At 64.7% G+C, this 14,798-nt stretch carries 16 protein-coding genes; 3 read left to right on the top strand and 13 right to left on the bottom strand.

What is annotated here, in order from left to right:
* On the top strand, positions 1–272 hold a 272-nt coding region (locus tag HMPREF3048_RS11760; RefSeq protein ID WP_141758849.1), incomplete at its 5' end, for an HNH endonuclease signature motif containing protein.
* Here the strand turns inward: HMPREF3048_RS11760 and HMPREF3048_RS04100 are convergent.
* The 6 genes from HMPREF3048_RS04100 to HMPREF3048_RS04075 form a co-directional block, all read right to left on the bottom strand.
* Positions 246–1,019, bottom strand: coding sequence for a type 1 glutamine amidotransferase (locus HMPREF3048_RS04100; protein WP_070771273.1), 774 nt, complete (start codon positions 1,017–1,019; stop codon positions 246–248). The two genes, HMPREF3048_RS11760 and HMPREF3048_RS04100, sit on opposite strands and share 27 nt — an antisense overlap.
* A complete protein-coding gene (locus tag HMPREF3048_RS04095; RefSeq protein ID WP_070771272.1) occupies positions 1,012–2,298 on the bottom strand; it encodes a Mur ligase family protein in 1,287 nt (428 codons plus the stop codon). Before HMPREF3048_RS04095 ends, HMPREF3048_RS04100 begins: the two co-directional genes overlap by 8 nt.
* Before the next feature lie 10 nt (positions 2,299–2,308).
* On the bottom strand, positions 2,309–3,292 hold the full coding sequence (locus HMPREF3048_RS04090; protein ID WP_070771271.1) for an exonuclease domain-containing protein: 984 nt from the start codon (positions 3,290–3,292) through the stop codon (positions 2,309–2,311).
* A 13-nt stretch (positions 3,293–3,305) separates the two neighbouring features.
* Positions 3,306–4,529 carry a hypothetical protein gene (locus HMPREF3048_RS12060; RefSeq protein ID WP_070771270.1) on the bottom strand — a complete coding sequence of 408 codons (1,224 nt, stop codon included), beginning with the start codon at positions 4,527–4,529 and terminating at the stop codon, positions 3,306–3,308.
* Between the two features lie 59 nt (positions 4,530–4,588).
* A complete protein-coding gene (leuA, locus tag HMPREF3048_RS04080; RefSeq protein ID WP_070771269.1) occupies positions 4,589–6,400 on the bottom strand; it encodes a 2-isopropylmalate synthase in 1,812 nt (603 codons plus the stop codon).
* A 141-nt stretch (positions 6,401–6,541) separates the two neighbouring features.
* Entirely contained in the window at positions 6,542–7,372 is an 831-nt protein-coding gene (locus HMPREF3048_RS04075) for a DMT family transporter (protein WP_070421574.1), read from the bottom strand.
* Between the two features lie 91 nt (positions 7,373–7,463).
* Between HMPREF3048_RS04075 and HMPREF3048_RS04070 the strand changes: the two genes are divergently transcribed.
* Together HMPREF3048_RS04070 and HMPREF3048_RS04065 are read left to right on the top strand one after the other, a co-directional pair.
* Positions 7,464–8,729: an aspartate kinase gene (locus HMPREF3048_RS04070; RefSeq protein WP_070771268.1), complete on the top strand. Its 1,266-nt coding sequence runs from the start codon at positions 7,464–7,466 to the stop codon at positions 8,727–8,729.
* 12 nt (positions 8,730–8,741) lie between these two features.
* Positions 8,742–9,770 (top strand): aspartate-semialdehyde dehydrogenase, encoded by a 1,029-nt coding sequence (locus HMPREF3048_RS04065; RefSeq protein WP_070771267.1) that lies wholly within the window; start codon positions 8,742–8,744, stop codon positions 9,768–9,770.
* Positions 9,771–9,823: 53 nt separating this feature from the next.
* Here HMPREF3048_RS04065 and HMPREF3048_RS04060 read toward each other — a convergent pair whose 3' ends face one another.
* Genes HMPREF3048_RS04060 through HMPREF3048_RS04030 form a run of 7 tightly spaced genes read right to left on the bottom strand, consistent with a single transcriptional unit; the run spans position 9,824 to position 14,797 of the window.
* Positions 9,824–11,254, bottom strand: a complete 1,431-nt coding sequence (locus HMPREF3048_RS04060) for a YkvI family membrane protein (protein WP_070421571.1) — start codon at positions 11,252–11,254, stop codon at positions 9,824–9,826.
* Positions 11,255–11,263: 9 nt separating this feature from the next.
* Positions 11,264–11,803, bottom strand: a complete 540-nt coding sequence (locus tag HMPREF3048_RS04055) for an RNA polymerase sigma factor (RefSeq protein ID WP_070421570.1) — start codon at positions 11,801–11,803, stop codon at positions 11,264–11,266.
* Positions 11,804–11,815: 12 nt separating this feature from the next.
* Entirely contained in the window at positions 11,816–12,127 is a 312-nt protein-coding gene (locus tag HMPREF3048_RS04050; RefSeq protein ID WP_070771266.1) for a Na+/H+ antiporter subunit G, read from the bottom strand.
* Entirely contained in the window at positions 12,127–12,393 is a 267-nt protein-coding gene (locus tag HMPREF3048_RS04045; RefSeq protein WP_070614343.1) for a cation:proton antiporter, read from the bottom strand. Before HMPREF3048_RS04045 ends, HMPREF3048_RS04050 begins: the two co-directional genes overlap by 1 nt.
* A complete protein-coding gene (locus HMPREF3048_RS04040) occupies positions 12,394–12,831 on the bottom strand; it encodes a monovalent cation/H+ antiporter subunit E (protein WP_070771265.1) in 438 nt (145 codons plus the stop codon).
* A complete protein-coding gene (locus tag HMPREF3048_RS04035) occupies positions 12,831–14,336 on the bottom strand; it encodes a monovalent cation/H+ antiporter subunit D family protein (protein WP_070771264.1) in 1,506 nt (501 codons plus the stop codon). The genes HMPREF3048_RS04040 and HMPREF3048_RS04035 overlap by 1 nt, the downstream gene beginning before the upstream one ends.
* The gene (locus HMPREF3048_RS04030) at positions 14,336–14,797 is read right to left on the bottom strand and encodes a cation:proton antiporter subunit C (protein WP_070570765.1); all 462 of its coding nucleotides are present in this window, start codon (positions 14,795–14,797) and stop codon (positions 14,336–14,338) included. Before HMPREF3048_RS04030 ends, HMPREF3048_RS04035 begins: the two co-directional genes overlap by 1 nt.
* Position 14,798 lies beyond the last annotated feature (1 nt).

Genomic DNA, 14,798 nt, shown 5'->3' with positions numbered 1-14,798 from the left:
GTGCGTTTCCTGGCTGTCGTCACGGAGCAGACAATTGCGAGTTACATCACGTGGAAGCGTGGCGGCATGGTGGGGAGACCAATATTGGCAACCTGGCGCCGTTGTGTCGCTATCACAATCGGGTCAATGATGATGATCCGTGGCGTAAGAAACGCGGCCGGATCGTGATGGTGCGGGGTGCCCCAGTATGGATCTCACCCCGCGGCTTCCCGGTGAAAAACACCACCCGCGGGGCAATGGACCAACTATTTGGCGAGGCGTTCCCGACGTAGTTGGGCAACATCCTCGAGATCAAGCGGAGCCAACTCCGCAAGCGGCACGTCCAGCGCGCGTGCAATGAGCAAATCCGCCAACTGCGGGTTTCGCGCGAGCGCCGGACCGTGCATGTACGTGGCGATCACGCTGCCCTGCACCACGCCATCCACTTTCGCGTCTGTGCGTGTGGCGGTGCTCGGTGCTGCGGTTGCGGCAGCACCAGCACCGGCAGGCACACCGTTGCCGACGCCGCGCGTCACCACACCCAGCGCCTCCGCCTCAGGGCCGAGCACGGTGGCGCCCATGTGGTTCTCAAAACCAGTTAGCGGCTCGGTCAGTTCGGCGGTGATGCCGGCCTGCGTCGGCTCGGACAGGAGTTCGCCCGTCGCGCGGGTATCCAACGGCGACGTGGTGATGTCCAGAAGCCCCACGCCCTCAACCTCCTCGCCATGCGCACGGAACGTATGTCCCAACACCTGCAAACCGGCGCACACCGCGAAGACCAGACGACCATCAGCGGCAGCCGCCTGCAGCCCCGGCGAGGCGTTCAGGCGGGCAGCGGCGATCAACTGGGCGGAGTCCTCGCCGCCGCCGAGGGTGTAGATGTCACAGGTGGCGGGGATGTCGTCGTTAAGCAAAAAGCGCTCGATGTGCACATCGATACCGCGCAGACGCGCACGCTCCTGCAACACCAACGCATTGCCATCATCGCCGTACGTGCCCAACACGTCGGGCAACACAAGACCAATGGTGAGTTTAGGCACGGTAATCCTCCTGCTTCGACAGCGCGCGGCGCAGATTCAGCAACGCCGTGTAGTTGGCCAACACCTCCACGCGACCCGGCGGGCAGGCGCGAATCGCCTCCACAGGGTCCGGGACGCGCTCGTGGGCGATGCCGCCGTACGTCAGGCGCACCGCAAGGTCAGTGGCGCGCTCGCCGGCGGCGACGACGTGGGTGTCGCCGAAGTCCTCGAACTTCACGTCCCACAGCCACGAGACGTCCTCGCCGTCGCCTTGCTTGGCATTGACGGCGATGACCACGCCGTCGGCGTCACGGTCCACCATCGACAGCGCCTCCTGCCATCCGGCCGGGTTCTTGGCCAAAAGCAGGTGGATGTCGTGTTCGCCGAGGTGGACGGTGGTGTAGCGACCGGCGACGTTGTCCACTTCGCTGGCGGCGCGCACCGCGTCGTCGAGCGGCACCCCGAAGGCCTCGACGGCGCACGCGATGGCTTGGGCGGCGTTGCCCCGGTTCGCGCGCCCGGGCAGTTTCAGGTCGAGCACCGCTGCGCCTTGCGGAGTTTGCAGGGCGTTGTCGGTGACGGTGTATTGCGGGGTGGGGCGGCGGAATTCGCGGCCGTCGGGGAGGGGTTCGACGGCGTACCAGTCAGTTTCTTCGTCGTGCGTGACGGAGGAACGCACGACGTGCCCGCCGGAGCGTGGGTTGGTTACGGAGTCGCCGAGCCAGCCGGCGCCCGCGGCGACCCAGATGACGTTGGGGTGGTCGTAGGCGATCGAGGAGATGAGCACATCATCGCAATTAGCGACGACCACCGCATCCGGATGCGCCATCACCGCCCCACGTAGCGCGCGTTCGATGGAGTTGATCTCGCCGACGCGGTCTAATTGGTCGCGCGTGAGGTTCAGCAGGACGAACGCTTTCGGCTGCAGACGCTCGGCAACTTTGGGGACGTGCAGTTCGTCGCACTCGAGCACGATGGCCTCCGCGTCCTTGCCGGCGAGCAAAGCGGAGATGATGCCGGCGTCCATGTTGTCGCCGCCGTCGTTGGTGGCCACGGTGTGTTTCGTGCGGACGGCGCCGGCGAGCATGCGGGTGGTGGTGGATTTGCCGTTGGTGCCGGTGACCAGCACGGTGGGGCGGCCGCCGCCGAGGGTGGCCATGATGTTCGGGTCGATCGCGCCTGCGACGAGGCCGCCGATCATGCCGCCGGCGCCGCGTCCGGTGGCGCGGGAGGCTGCGGTGGCGAGGTTGGCTGCGGTCGTCGCTAGGCGTGCCCGGGCTCGGGAGATGGGTCCTTGCATGCGCACAAGGCTACTCTGCGGGGGTCATGTCTCCTATTAGGCGGGCGAATTCGTCGCCGGAGACGACGGGGATGTTTTTGCGGTCGGCGTGCATGGCTTTGCCGCGGAGTTCGGCGCCGTGGAGTTTGGCGTCGGAGACGGTGACGGAGGTTTCGCGGGTGAGTTTTTCGCGGTAGGTCAGGCCGGCGCGCATGGCGGCGTCGATGAGGTCGTCGGGGTTGCGGGTGATGTCGTCGGAGATGACGAATTCCATGCCGGGTTTGAGCCCGTCGTTGCTGAGGGGGCCGGGGTTGGCGGTGAGTGCGGGGGCTTTTTCGGCGTCGACGCGGATGGCGCTGCGTTGGAGGCCGAATTTGTCGCCGGTGAGGTCGGCGGGGTTGTAGGTGGCGGGGTTGTCGGCCATGTGGAGGTACATGGCGATGAGTTTGAGGGTTTGTTCGCGGGAGAAGTCGGCTTCGGGGATTTGGGCGCGTTCGAGCGAGGCGGTTGCGGGTGGGGATGCGACGCCAATCATGTTGGCGACTGCGTTGATGCGGGTGTCTGTGGGGATGTGGCCATTGCGTTGCGACGACGCCAGCACGTCCACAATCATTTCCGGCCGCGGCACGTGTCCGACACGTTGGCGTCGTTTGTTGCCTCGGCCGCGGCGTGAGCGGTTGGCGCGGGCGGCGGCGTTCATGGCGCGTTTCGCCTCGGAGACGATGAAGCCCCAGGTGGTGGGGGCGTCGTGGACGATGAGGGTGCGGCCGTCGAGAAGTTTGTCCAGTGTGCGCAGGTGGCGGGAGAAGCGTGGCGCTTGGGCGAAGTCGTGTGGGGTGAGGCCGTGGGTGTGGGCGGGGCCGGGGTCGGTGCCGGGGTTGATCACGGCGTGGAAGTCTTCGCCGATGCGGCCGGAGGCGTCGAAGGTGACTGCGTCGATGGTGAGCAGGCGTGCGGTGGCCGGGTGGATGCCGGTTGCCTGCACGAATACTGCGACGAAGGGGTAGTCACTCATTGTTCAGAGGGTACTACGGCTCGGTGACCTCATACAGCGGGCGGTCGAGCGGGGCGTTGGATCGGACTTTGAAGCCGCCGATGGAGTATTCGTATGGGCGTGGGTCGGGCGCCGGGGCAGGTGCGGGTGCGGGGGCCGGTGCTTGCTCTTGTGCCGGAGCGGGTGCGGGTGCCGGGGCAGGAGCAGGCGCTGGTGCCGGCACGGGAGCGGGAGCGGGCGCGGGAGCGGGCGCAGGTGCCGGTACGGGCAGTTGCTGCTGCGGGGTGGGCACGCGCACGGCGGGGGCGCTTGGCGCGGGTGCTTCGGAAGGCTCGGGCGATTCCGATGACTCCGACGCCTCCGACGGTTCGGACGTCTCGGGCGTCTCCGACTCAGACGATTCCGACGATTCCGACGTGGTCGTGTTGGTGACGGTTTCGGGGAAGGGGGAGACGGAGCTTTGGTCTTCGCGCCAGGATGCGCTGATCATGGTGGTGCCGACGACGGTGACGGCGACGGCGATGACGGCGGCTCCGGCGGCGACAAGGCGGCCGGCGATGCTGTTGCGGCCTGTGGTGTCGAGTTCGGCGTGTTCTTCGGTGTCGGCTGCGAGGGCTGCGGCTTCGGCGTCGACGGTGGCGAAGAATCCGGTGTCGTCTTCGCGCGGCAGGGCGGGCAAGAATGGCAGGGGTGAGATGTTGAGGTCGCCGGTGTGTGGGGCGGCGTCGATAGTCAGCGTGTGGCCGTCGGTGGTGCCGCGGGCGACGATGGTGAGGTCGCGTGCGGTGAGATCGGCGATGGTGTCGGCAAGTTCCGGAGCGTCTAGCTTTGCGACGACGCGCCCATCGACCGACACGTCCCCACCCGGAGCGATCACTGCCAGGACTTGGGTGGGGTGTTGGTCGGTTTCGTATGGGCCCACCGCGTAGGTCTGGCCGCTGGGGAGGAGGACCCAGGGGGCGCGGGGTGGTTCGTTGGTGGGGATGGACAGGCTGGGGACGGCGAGGTCGAGGACGATGTCGTCGCCGTCGATGCGTGCGCGCACTTGGGGTGCGAAGCCGTGGCGGGCGATGTGGTCGAGGTCGGCGCGGCGCCCGGCGCTCAACACGCCAACTACGGCGTCACCGTGCAGTACCTCGAACCCGCCTCGGTCGAGGGGGTTGAGGGTGGCGGTGAAGGGGGTGGCGGTGGGGTCGTCGATAAGCGGGTGCTCAATGGGGACGTCAAATCCGCCACCGGGTACCGCGTAGGTTCGCATCCGTTCTCCTCACCGCCTGTAAAGGTGTGCCCAAGTATAGACCTCTTGGGCAAGGCGGCCTAGTTCGCGGCGTAGGAGCGATTCACAGCCGACACGATTGCTTCAAGCGAGGCACGTGTGGTGGAGCCGGCGATGCCGACGCCCCAGGCGGAGGTGCCGTCGACGTCGGCGTAGATGTAGCAGGCTGCGTCGGCGTCGTCGCCTGCGGTGCGGGCGCGCTGCGAGTAGTCCTGCACTTCGAAGTCGATGCCGATCTGCTCGAGTGCGTTGGCGAATGCCGCGATGGGGCCGTTGCCGGAGCCTTGCACTTCTCGACGAGCCCCCTCGTACGACACCACCGCCGACACGCGCGTGTCTTCGCCTTCTTCTTCGGCGGCGTCGATGCGGTAGGACGCCAGGTCCAGCGGGGTGTCCAAGTCGAGGTACGTCTGAGCGAAGATGTCCCACATGTTCTTGGAGTTGACTTCGCCGCCTTCGGAGTCGGTGATGTTTTGCACAACGGCGGAGAACTCCGGCTGCATGGCCTTGGGCATGTTGATGCCGTGGTCGGTCTTCATGATGTAGGCAACGCCGCCCTTGCCGGATTGGGAGTTGACGCGGATGACGGCTTCGTAGGTGCGGCCGACGTCCTTCGGGTCGATGGGCAGGTAGGGCACTTCCCAGGTGGTGTCGCGCAGTTCGTCCCAGGTGACGTCTTCGCTGGTGGCGTCGGGGCGGACGGTTTGGGCGAGCGCGTCGAGGCCCTTGTTAATGGCGTCTTGGTGGGAGCCGGAGAATGCGGTGAAGACGAGGTCGCCGCCGTATGGGTGGCGCTCCGGTACGCGCAGTTGGTTGCAGTATTCGACGACGTCGCGGATGCGGGAGATGTCGGAGAAGTCGATTTGGGGGTCGACGCCTTGGGTGAGCATGTTCAGGCCGAGAGTGATCAGGTCGACGTTGCCGGTGCGCTCGCCGTTGCCGAACAGGCAGCCTTCGATGCGGTCGCCGCCGGCGAGGTAGCCGAGTTCGGCTGCGGCGACGCCGGTGCCGCGGTCGTTGTGGGGGTGCAGGGAGAGGATGACGCTGTCGCGGTGCTCCAGGTTGCGGTGCATCCATTCGATGGAGTCGGCGTAGACGTTGGGGGTGATCATTTCCACGGTGGCGGGCAGGTTGATGATCATCGGGTTGTCTGGCGTGGCACCCATCTTTGCGACGACCGCGTCACAGACCTCCTTTGCAAACTCCAGCTCGGTGCCCGTGAAGGATTCGGGGGAGTATTCCCAGCGCCAGTTGGTGTCGGGGTAGTCGGCGGCGATGGTTTTGATCAGTTCGGCGGCGTCGGTGGCCAGGGCCTTGATCTGCTCGCGGTCCTTGCGGAACACCACGCGGCGTTGCAGTTTGGAGGTGGAGTTGTAGAAGTGGACGATGACGTTCTTCGCGCCTGCGCAGGCTTCGAACGTGCGGCGGATCAGGTGCTCGCGGGCTTGGACGAGGACCTGGATGGTGACGTCGTCGGGGATCATGTCCTTTTCGATGATCTCGCGCACGAAATCAAAATCCGTCTGCGATGCGGAGGGGAAGCCGACCTCGATCTCCTTGAAGCCCATTTCCACCAGCAGGTTGAACATGCGGCGCTTGCGTTCGGGGCTCATTGGGTCGATCAGGGCTTGGTTGCCGTCGCGCAGGTCAACGGCGCACCACTGTGGCGCGTGCGTGATTTTCTTGTCGGGCCAGGTGCGGTCCGGCAGGGTGATGTCTTCTACTTCTTGGGCGAAGGTCAGGTAGCGCTCGACTGGCATTTGGGAGCCGCGCTGCTTGTTCCAGGCGGGTTGGCCTTCGTTGCGTGGGCCGGAGGGGGTTTGGATTTCGCGGGGTGCAAAGAAGTCGGACATTGTTTGGTTCCTTCATTGTCGGGGGTGTCCACGGCCGGCAATGAGAAACTCCGCGACGGGGTGCCGGCCGTGTTAGTGGGCCTGATTCCCGCCGCGGCGTAGAAGGAGAAGCGTCCGTTGCGACATGCGTCACACCCTACATCACTTTATGGAAACTCGTGTGAGGAACGCCGCGGAGATGAGCATCACGCTTATCGACGACCCCACCAGCACGTACCCAAGCACCGACTGGTGCCTGAAGCTTTCACCCAGCAACGTCAGACTGAGCGAGAACGCCAGCAGGGGTTCGACGATCTTGGAGGCTGGCAGGGAGGTGGCCAGGTTGCCGGCGGCGAAGGCGTATTGCTGCACGATGGTGCCGGCGGTCGCGGCGACCAGCATCGCCCACAGTTGCCAGGAGGCGAGCAGTCCAGAGACGCCGCCGTGGACGAACGCGTCCACCGCCACCTTGGAGAACACGGCCTGGAAGCCGAACATGGCGCCGCAGATGATGCCGTCGATGAGTGCGCGGGTGTTGGGGCGTCGTCGAGAAGCAATGGCGAGGGCAAGTATCGAGACCACCGCACCGACCCCCACCACGGTGGCCCACTCCCAGGTCGCGGGCTCGCGCTCGCCGGGGATGGGGCGGCCGAACACGATCACGCCAGCCACACTCGCGGTGAGAATGACCGCCCAAAAGGCTTCCGCCTGGTGCATCCGGCGATGCTCCGCACGCGCCGAAAACACCAACGTCAACATAAGGGAGAGCGCCAGGATCGGCTGCACCACAAGCAGCGTGCCAAACGCCAACGCCGCGGCTTGAAAACCGTAGGCCAAAAACGCAAGCCCCATCGACGCCCACCAGGCTGGCCGGCGCATGGACTTCACCACCGAACTGCCGTCACGCATGATCCGGTGGCGCCACACAGTGCCCGCCGCCATCGTCGCCGCCGAAAGCAGCGCGAAGACAACGGCGAGAAAAATACTATGCACGGTGAATGATATTAGCGAGAGACGCCAACCAACGCTTTTGGGACGCTATTCTTGACCGTTGGAATGCACGAAGGATCCGTGGGAGGCTGACATGGCACTGATTGTCCAGAAATACGGAGGATCTTCGTTAGAAAGCGCCGAGCGCATCAACGCGGTCGCCCGGCGCATTGTGGAGACGCGCCGGGCAGGAAACGATGTGGTGGTTGTCTGCTCGGCAATGGGTGACACCACCGACGAACTGCTCGACCTGGCAGAACAGGTCAACCCGAACCCGCCGGCACGCGAAATGGACATGTTGCTCACCGCAGGCGAGCGCATCTCCAACTCGTTGGTCGCCATGGCGGTCGACGCGCTGGGGGAGAAGGTGCAGTCCTTTACCGGCTCCCAGGCCGGCGTGATCACCACGGAGCGCCACGGCAACGCCCGCATCATCGAGGTCACGCCCGGGCGTGTGAAGGAAGCAATCGACGAGGGCAACATCGCCATCGTCGCCGGCTTCCAGGGCGTGAACCGTGAAACGAAGGACGTCACCACGCTTGGCCGCGGCGGCTCCGACACCACCGCCGTCGCGCTCGCCGCCGCGCTAGAGGCCGACGAGTGCGAGATCTACTCGGACGTCGACGGCGTCTACACCGCAGACCCGCGCATCGTGGCCGACGCCCGCAAACTGGACAAGCTTTGCTTCGAGGAGATGCTCGAGCTGGCCGCCAGCGGTTCCAAAATTCTTGTACTGCGCAGCGTCGAGTACGCGCGTGCCTTTAACGTGCCCCTGCGGGTGCGCTCGTCTTACAGCAACGACACCGGCACCCTGGTCGCCGGAGCATTGGAGGATATCCCCATGGAAGAAGCAGTTCTCACCGGTGTGGCCACCGACGATTCGGAAGGCAAGATCACCATCCTGGGCATCACCGACGAGGTGGGCGAGGCCGCCAAGGTGTTCCGCGCGCTCGCGGACGCTGAGGTGAACATCGACATGGTGATCCAGAACATCTCCAACATCGAGGACAACAAGACGGACATCACCTTCACCCTGCCGAAGGCCAACGGCGCCGCCACCATGGAACTGCTGCGCGCCATGCAGGTCAACGAAGGTTGGGACGACATTACGTACGACGATGAGATCGGCAAGGTATCGCTCGTCGGCGCTGGCATGAAGTCTCACCCGGGCGTGACCGCTGATTTCTGCGACGCGCTGCGCGACGCGGGCATCAACATTGAGATGATCACCACCTCCGAGATTCGCATCACCGCCGTGGTGCGCAAGGCCGACGTGGCCGAGGCGGCGCGTGCGATCCACTCGAAGTTTGACCTCGGCGGCGACGAGCCGGCCGTGGTGTACGCAGGCACTGGACGTTAAGGAGTTTTGCAAATGACCACGCTTGCTGTTGTTGGCGCGACTGGCCAGGTTGGCCGCGTGATGCGCGACATCCTTACCGAACGTAACTTCCCGGCGGATAAGGTGCGCTTCTTTGCATCGCCGCGCTCCGCCGGTACGACGATTGCGTTCCGTGGCGAGGACATCGTCGTCGAGGACCTGACCAAGGTCACGGAGGAGTCCGTCGCCAACGTCGACATTGCCTTGTTTTCCGCCGGTGGTTCCACGTCGCGCGAGTGGGCGCCCGTGTTCGCCGCAGCTGGTGCGACCGTGGTGGATAACTCCTCGGCGTGGCGCAAGGACACCGACGTCCCGCTCGTCGTGTCTGAGGTGAACCCGGAGACGGTGAAGAACTTGGCCAAGGGCATCATCGCCAACCCGAACTGCACCACCATGGCCGCGATGCCAGTGCTCAAGCCGCTTCACGACGAAGCCGGGCTGCGCACCCTTCGCGTCTCCTCCTACCAGGCCGTTTCCGGCTCTGGCCTCGCCGGCGTGGATACGCTGGCGAACCAGGTCGCCGAGTTGGGCGACCCGCACGTGCTGGTGCGTGACGGTGTGACCGACAAGAACAGCGATTTCGGCCCGTACGTCGCCCCGATCGCGTTCAACGCGCTGCCGATGGCGGGCTCGATTGTCGACGACGGCACCTTCGAAACCGACGAAGAACAAAAACTGCGCAACGAATCCCGCCGCATCCTGGACATCCCGGAACTCAAAGTCGCAGGCACGTGCGTGCGCATCCCGGTGTTCACGGGCCACACGATGGTGGTGCACGCGGAGTTTGAGAAGGAGATCACCCCGGAGCGCGCCGCCGAGGTGCTCGGAAACGCGCCGGGCGTGCGCGTCGTCGAGGTCCCGACCCCGCGCGAGGCAACGGGTATCGACGACTCCCTTGTCGGCCGCATCCGCCAGGACCAGACCATCGACGGCAACCGCGGCCTTGTGTTCGTGGTCTCCGGCGACAACCTGCGCAAGGGTGCCGCGCTGAACACGATCCAGATCGCCGAGTTGCTGGTCTAGCCGGTACATAAAAAAGAGGGAGCAGAACCTGCTCCCTCTTTTCGTATGTGCGGCTAGAGGCGGCGCTCCTCTTCCTCGCGCTCGGCGGCTTCGGCTGCCTCCTCGGCGGCGATCATGTCGTCGACGGTGCTGTCGTTCCACGGCTCGTCCGGGTTCGCCTTGTACTCCTCGGCCGACACGGGCTCCGTGTAGGAGATGTAGACCAGGTCGGAGGGGCTTTCGCGGTCTTCTTCGTCGTAGTCGATCTCGTCGTCGTCGAGAAGCTCTTGCGCAACTTCCTCCTCGAGTGCCTCGACGAGTTCCTCCTCATCCACGTTGGACTTGGACGTGATGTACTCGAGTTCGCGTTCCTCGTTCTTGGTAAAGCGCTCGCTCGGGTCCATCTTCTTGCGCGTCAGTTCGAGTGCGCGGCGGCGACGGTCGCCTTCCTTGCGCAGTTTCGGGATGCCGCGAAGCCACGCCAGGGTCATCACGGTGATCAGCAGGATGCCCAGGTAACCCAGGATCGGGTAGACGGTGGACACCAGCGACTGGAAGCCCACAAACGACAGCGCGAAGCCGATCAGGCAGGCGGCGACGAAGATGAGGCGGAATCGTTCTTCGCGGCCGCGGGCGAGGCGCTTGCCCAGGGCGTAGAACATGCTCAGCGAGGTGGCGAAGATCATGCCGAAGATGACTAGGGCCATGATGGTGCCCATGGTCGGGTTGAGGTCGGTGATCAGGGTGAGCAGCGGCATGTCGTCGCCTTCGACGGTCTCGATCTTCACCAGCAGCGACAGCGCCAGCAGGATCAGCATGACCAGGTAGCCCACGCCGCCCAGCAGGCCGCCGAGGCCGGCAGCGCGGGTGTCCAGTTGGTTACCGCCGATGACGATGGCCATGGACGTCACGCAGATGATGTTCAGGCCCGTGTAGTTCAGGGCGGCGACCCACCAATTCGGCAGTGACGTCTCCACGTTGGATGCGGCGATGTTGAGGGCGTCCCAGTCGGGGTGGCCGTTGACCAGGGTCCAGCCACAGCCGACGATGACGAAGATGAGCAGGAACGGGGTCAGCGCACCGATAGCGCCGGTGACCTTGTCCACGTCCAGCATGCCGAAGCCAAGCGTCATCAGCAGCATGAGCACCGCGCCGATCCACACGGGCAGGCCGAACTGTTGGTTGAGGTTGGCACCAGCACCGGCGAACATGACAAAGCCGATGGAGAACAGCGTCACAATGGTGGCGATGTCCAAGATCCAGCCCATGACTTTCGACGAAATCATGCCCAGCACTTCCATATGCTCCTTGGCTTGGAAGAACGAGCCGAGCTGGAGGATGGTTACGCCTGCGATCAGCATGAGGGCGGAGGAGAGGATCGCTCCCCACAGGCCCTGGGTGCCGAAGGCGGAAAAGTACAGCATGGCCTCCTGGCCGGACGCGAAGCCTGCGCCGACCACGGTGCCGATGAACGCGGCAGAGATAAGTAAGGCTTTTTTCAGCATGTAGATAATTTACTCGGTGCCAGCGATGATGTCGCGACGGGCCCGCGCAACCCGGGATCGGATGGTGCCCACGCGCACCCCTGCGATCTTCGCGGCTTCCTCGTAGGTGTAGCCCAGGACCTGCGTTAATACGAGTGCTTCGCGGCGTTCGGCGGGGAGTTCGTCGAGAAGCGAGCGCGCGTCGATGACGTCACCCCACGTGTTGGGGTTGTCGGGGCTGGGGTCGGAGGCGGCGACGGTTTCGTATTCGGCGGCGGACTTGCGGGGGCGTGCCATGTCGTGGCGGACGGAGTCGACCCAGGCGCGCCGCGCGAGCGAGAGCAGCCACGTGCGGGCGGACGAGCGCGCCTGGAAGCGCGGCAGCGACCCGAGGACGCGCAGGTAGGTCTCTTGGGTGAGGTCGTCGGCGTGTTGGGGGCCTGCGAGGTGGGCAAGCAGGCGCCACACGTCGTCTTGGGTGAGCCGGATGAATTCTGTGAGCGCGGCTTTGTCACCGCGGCCGGCGCGTAGCGCCAGTTCGGTGATGTAGCCTTCGTCGTTCCTGCTCACAACCTGTAGAGATTACAGTTTGTCGGACACCGTCACGCCGTAGAGGGAGCGGCCCATGATGAAGGATGCGACGGAGCCGACGATCCAGACGCCGAGGATGGCGATGATGGCGCGGATGAAGTCGTTGAGGTCGAAGCCGGTGGTGGACCAGGAGTAGATGAGTTTCGCGATGATCAGGATCGGAAACGCAATGACCACCAGGGGGCCGAGCAGGTTGACGCGCGTGAGCGCGTCGGGGGCGCGCAGTTGCAGGATGGTGGCTGCGATGACGCAGATGGTGGCCAGGATGACCAGGGCAGCGACGATGATTTCGTAAGCGGTCATTAGCGGCGTCCTCTCGAGATGATGCGGGCCATGGAGATCGTTGGGATCACGCCGCAGACGATGCCGGCGAGGATCGGGATCTCGTAGGCGATGGACGAAGTGTTCCACAGGGTCCAGACGAGGAAGATGGCGATCATGCCGTAGAAAACCATGTCGGCCATGACGGCGCGCGACAGTTCGTCTTTGGTCAGGATGACCGCTGCAAGCGAGATGAGTAGGCAGATGGCCATGATGATGAGGCAGGCCTGCATGATGGTGACAAACATTTAGTTCATCCTTTCTGCGGGCGGGACGGTGTCGTCGTCAGGCGTGGGGCCGTGGTCGACGTAGGGCTCCCATATGACGGTTGTTGGGTCGATGGGGCTATTGCGTAGCGACGGCCGCACGTGCTCCTCCATATCCGCCAGCCCAGCGATGACGTCTTCCGGGTCGGAGCCGAACGCGGCTTGCACCAGCAGGGTGATGGGGCCGCCGGGTTCGATGGGGTGGCGCAGGCCCATGGAGAGGGTGCCTGGGGTGGCGGTGATGGAGGTGGTGAACCAGAACACTTCCCAGTCGGTGCGCAGGCGCATGGGGTAGTAGATGACGATCGGTTCGATCTTGGTCGCCGGGTTGAATGCCTTGAACACGGCGTCGAAGCCTGCGGCGAAGATTTCTTTGATGATCCAGCAGGTGTAGCCCGCGGCGTGGATGATGCCTCGCATTAGTTATCGCCTCCGATGGAGTCGTCGCCAAGTACGGCGCTGGTGTAGGCGTCGACGTTGAGTAGGTCGTCGACTGCGGTGGTGGTGATGTCCCACATTTGGCCGGCGAAGATGAACATGCCGAGCGAGAGGATCATGAGCACCGCGGACGGCAGCATGAAGCTCACGCGCACGTTAAGCGCTTCGGGGTAGTGCTGCATGGGCCGGCCCCAGAACACGCGTTGCCAGAGGCGCATCATGGACAGCAGGGCGCCGAAGGAGGCGACGATGATGGCGGTGATGGCCACCCAGGAGCGCCAGTCGCCAGGTGTTGCGGCGGCGAGCACGATGGTGACTTTGCCGAAGATGCCGGAAAATGGCGGGAAACCGACGATGGAGAATGCGCCGGCGACGAAGACCGCAGACGTCCATGGGTCGCGCCGGGCGATGCCGGAGAGTTTGGCCATGGTGCCGGTGCCGTAGGTTTCTTCGATCGCGCCGGAGTTGAGCACCAGGGCGGCGATGGTGACCATGTGGTGCAGCGTGTAGAGCAGGCCGGCGGCCAGGGCGTAGCGGGCGTCGTCGTTAGTGAATGCCAGCATGATGAGGATGAACGGCATGCCGTTGACCATCTGGTAGGCGAGCACGCGGCGCATGGTGGATTCCGCCAGGCCTGCGTAGCCGCCGATGATCATGGAGATGACCATGACCACGATCAGCAGGGTGTTCCAGCGCGGGTCCATGTCGAACATGATCACCCAGATGCGGAAGAGCATGTAGACGGCGACCTTGGTGTGCAGGCCGGAGAACAGGCCCATCACGGCGGCCGAGGTGGACGGGTAGGTGCGTGGCAGCCAGGTGTAAACGGGGAACACGCCAGCCTTCGCAGCGATTGCGATGACGACGATGCCGGCCGCCACCGTTGCCGGGCCGTTGCCCGCAGCCACACCCTGCAGGGAGGCGAGGTTGACCACGCCGGTCACCGCATAGAGGTAGCCCACGCCGAGCACCAGCATTGTCGACGCCGCCAGGTTGACCAGCACGAACATACGCGCCGACAGCAGGCGGTGGCGGGTGCCCGACATGGCGATCAGGCCGTAGGAGGGCAGGAGGCAGACCTCGATCATGACGAAGAAGTTGAACAGGTCCGCGGTGAGCAGCGCGCCGCACACGCCGGTGATCAGCACCAGCGACAACGGTGTGTAGAAGCGTGCTTGGGTTTCGCCGACGGCGATGGCGAACCAGTTGGAGGTCAGCGCCACGATCATGGTGGTCACGATCATCACCGCGGAGAACGTATCCGCGGCGAACGAGATGCCAACGCCGCCTTGGTACAGGCCGATGACGTGGGCGATCGTGCCGTGCTCAGCGGTGTAGAGGTAGAGCCACACACCCATTGCCAGGTTGATCGCCGGGATGGCGATGGCGAGCGTGTTGTTGAGCTTCCTCCAGGGGCTCAGCGCCGTGACCGCGGAGACGATCAGCGGTAGCGCAACGAAGATAGGCAGGATTGCGTCGACGGCCATTAGTCTTTCACCTTCAGATCATCGTTGGTGACGTGGCTGATCTCGCGTGCGCGGATCTCTTCCAGCTTCTTGGGGTTGAGGCGCGCGTTGCGGCCGGCGGTGGACAGTGCGGAGGGGCTGAGCCACATCTTGGAGTAGCCGGCGTCGGTGCCGGTGGGTTGCTCGGCGGTGTCGTCGTTACGCCCGAGCGATGCGAGCATAAGCAGGATCGTGGTGGTTGCCATTGCGATGACGATGGCGGTCAGCACGAATGCCTGTGGCAACGGGTCGCCCATGTCTTCGAAGGGGACGCGGGAGGGGAATGCTTCGCCGCGCCAGGAGCCCACGCCTGCGGCGAGCAGGGTGAGGTTGGAGGCGTGGCCGAAGAGGGACATGCCGAAGACGATGCGCACCATGCCGCGTTGGAGTACGAGGTAGACGGATCCCGCGACGAGGACCGCGATGGTAAGTGCCATGACCATG

This window comes from Corynebacterium sp. HMSC075D04, assembly GCF_001815635.1.
Taxonomy (GTDB): Bacteria; Actinomycetota; Actinomycetes; order Mycobacteriales; family Mycobacteriaceae; genus Corynebacterium; species Corynebacterium coyleae.
The sequence above is the reverse complement of the archived record's forward strand: the minus strand, read 5'-3'. Positions and strand labels throughout refer to the sequence as shown.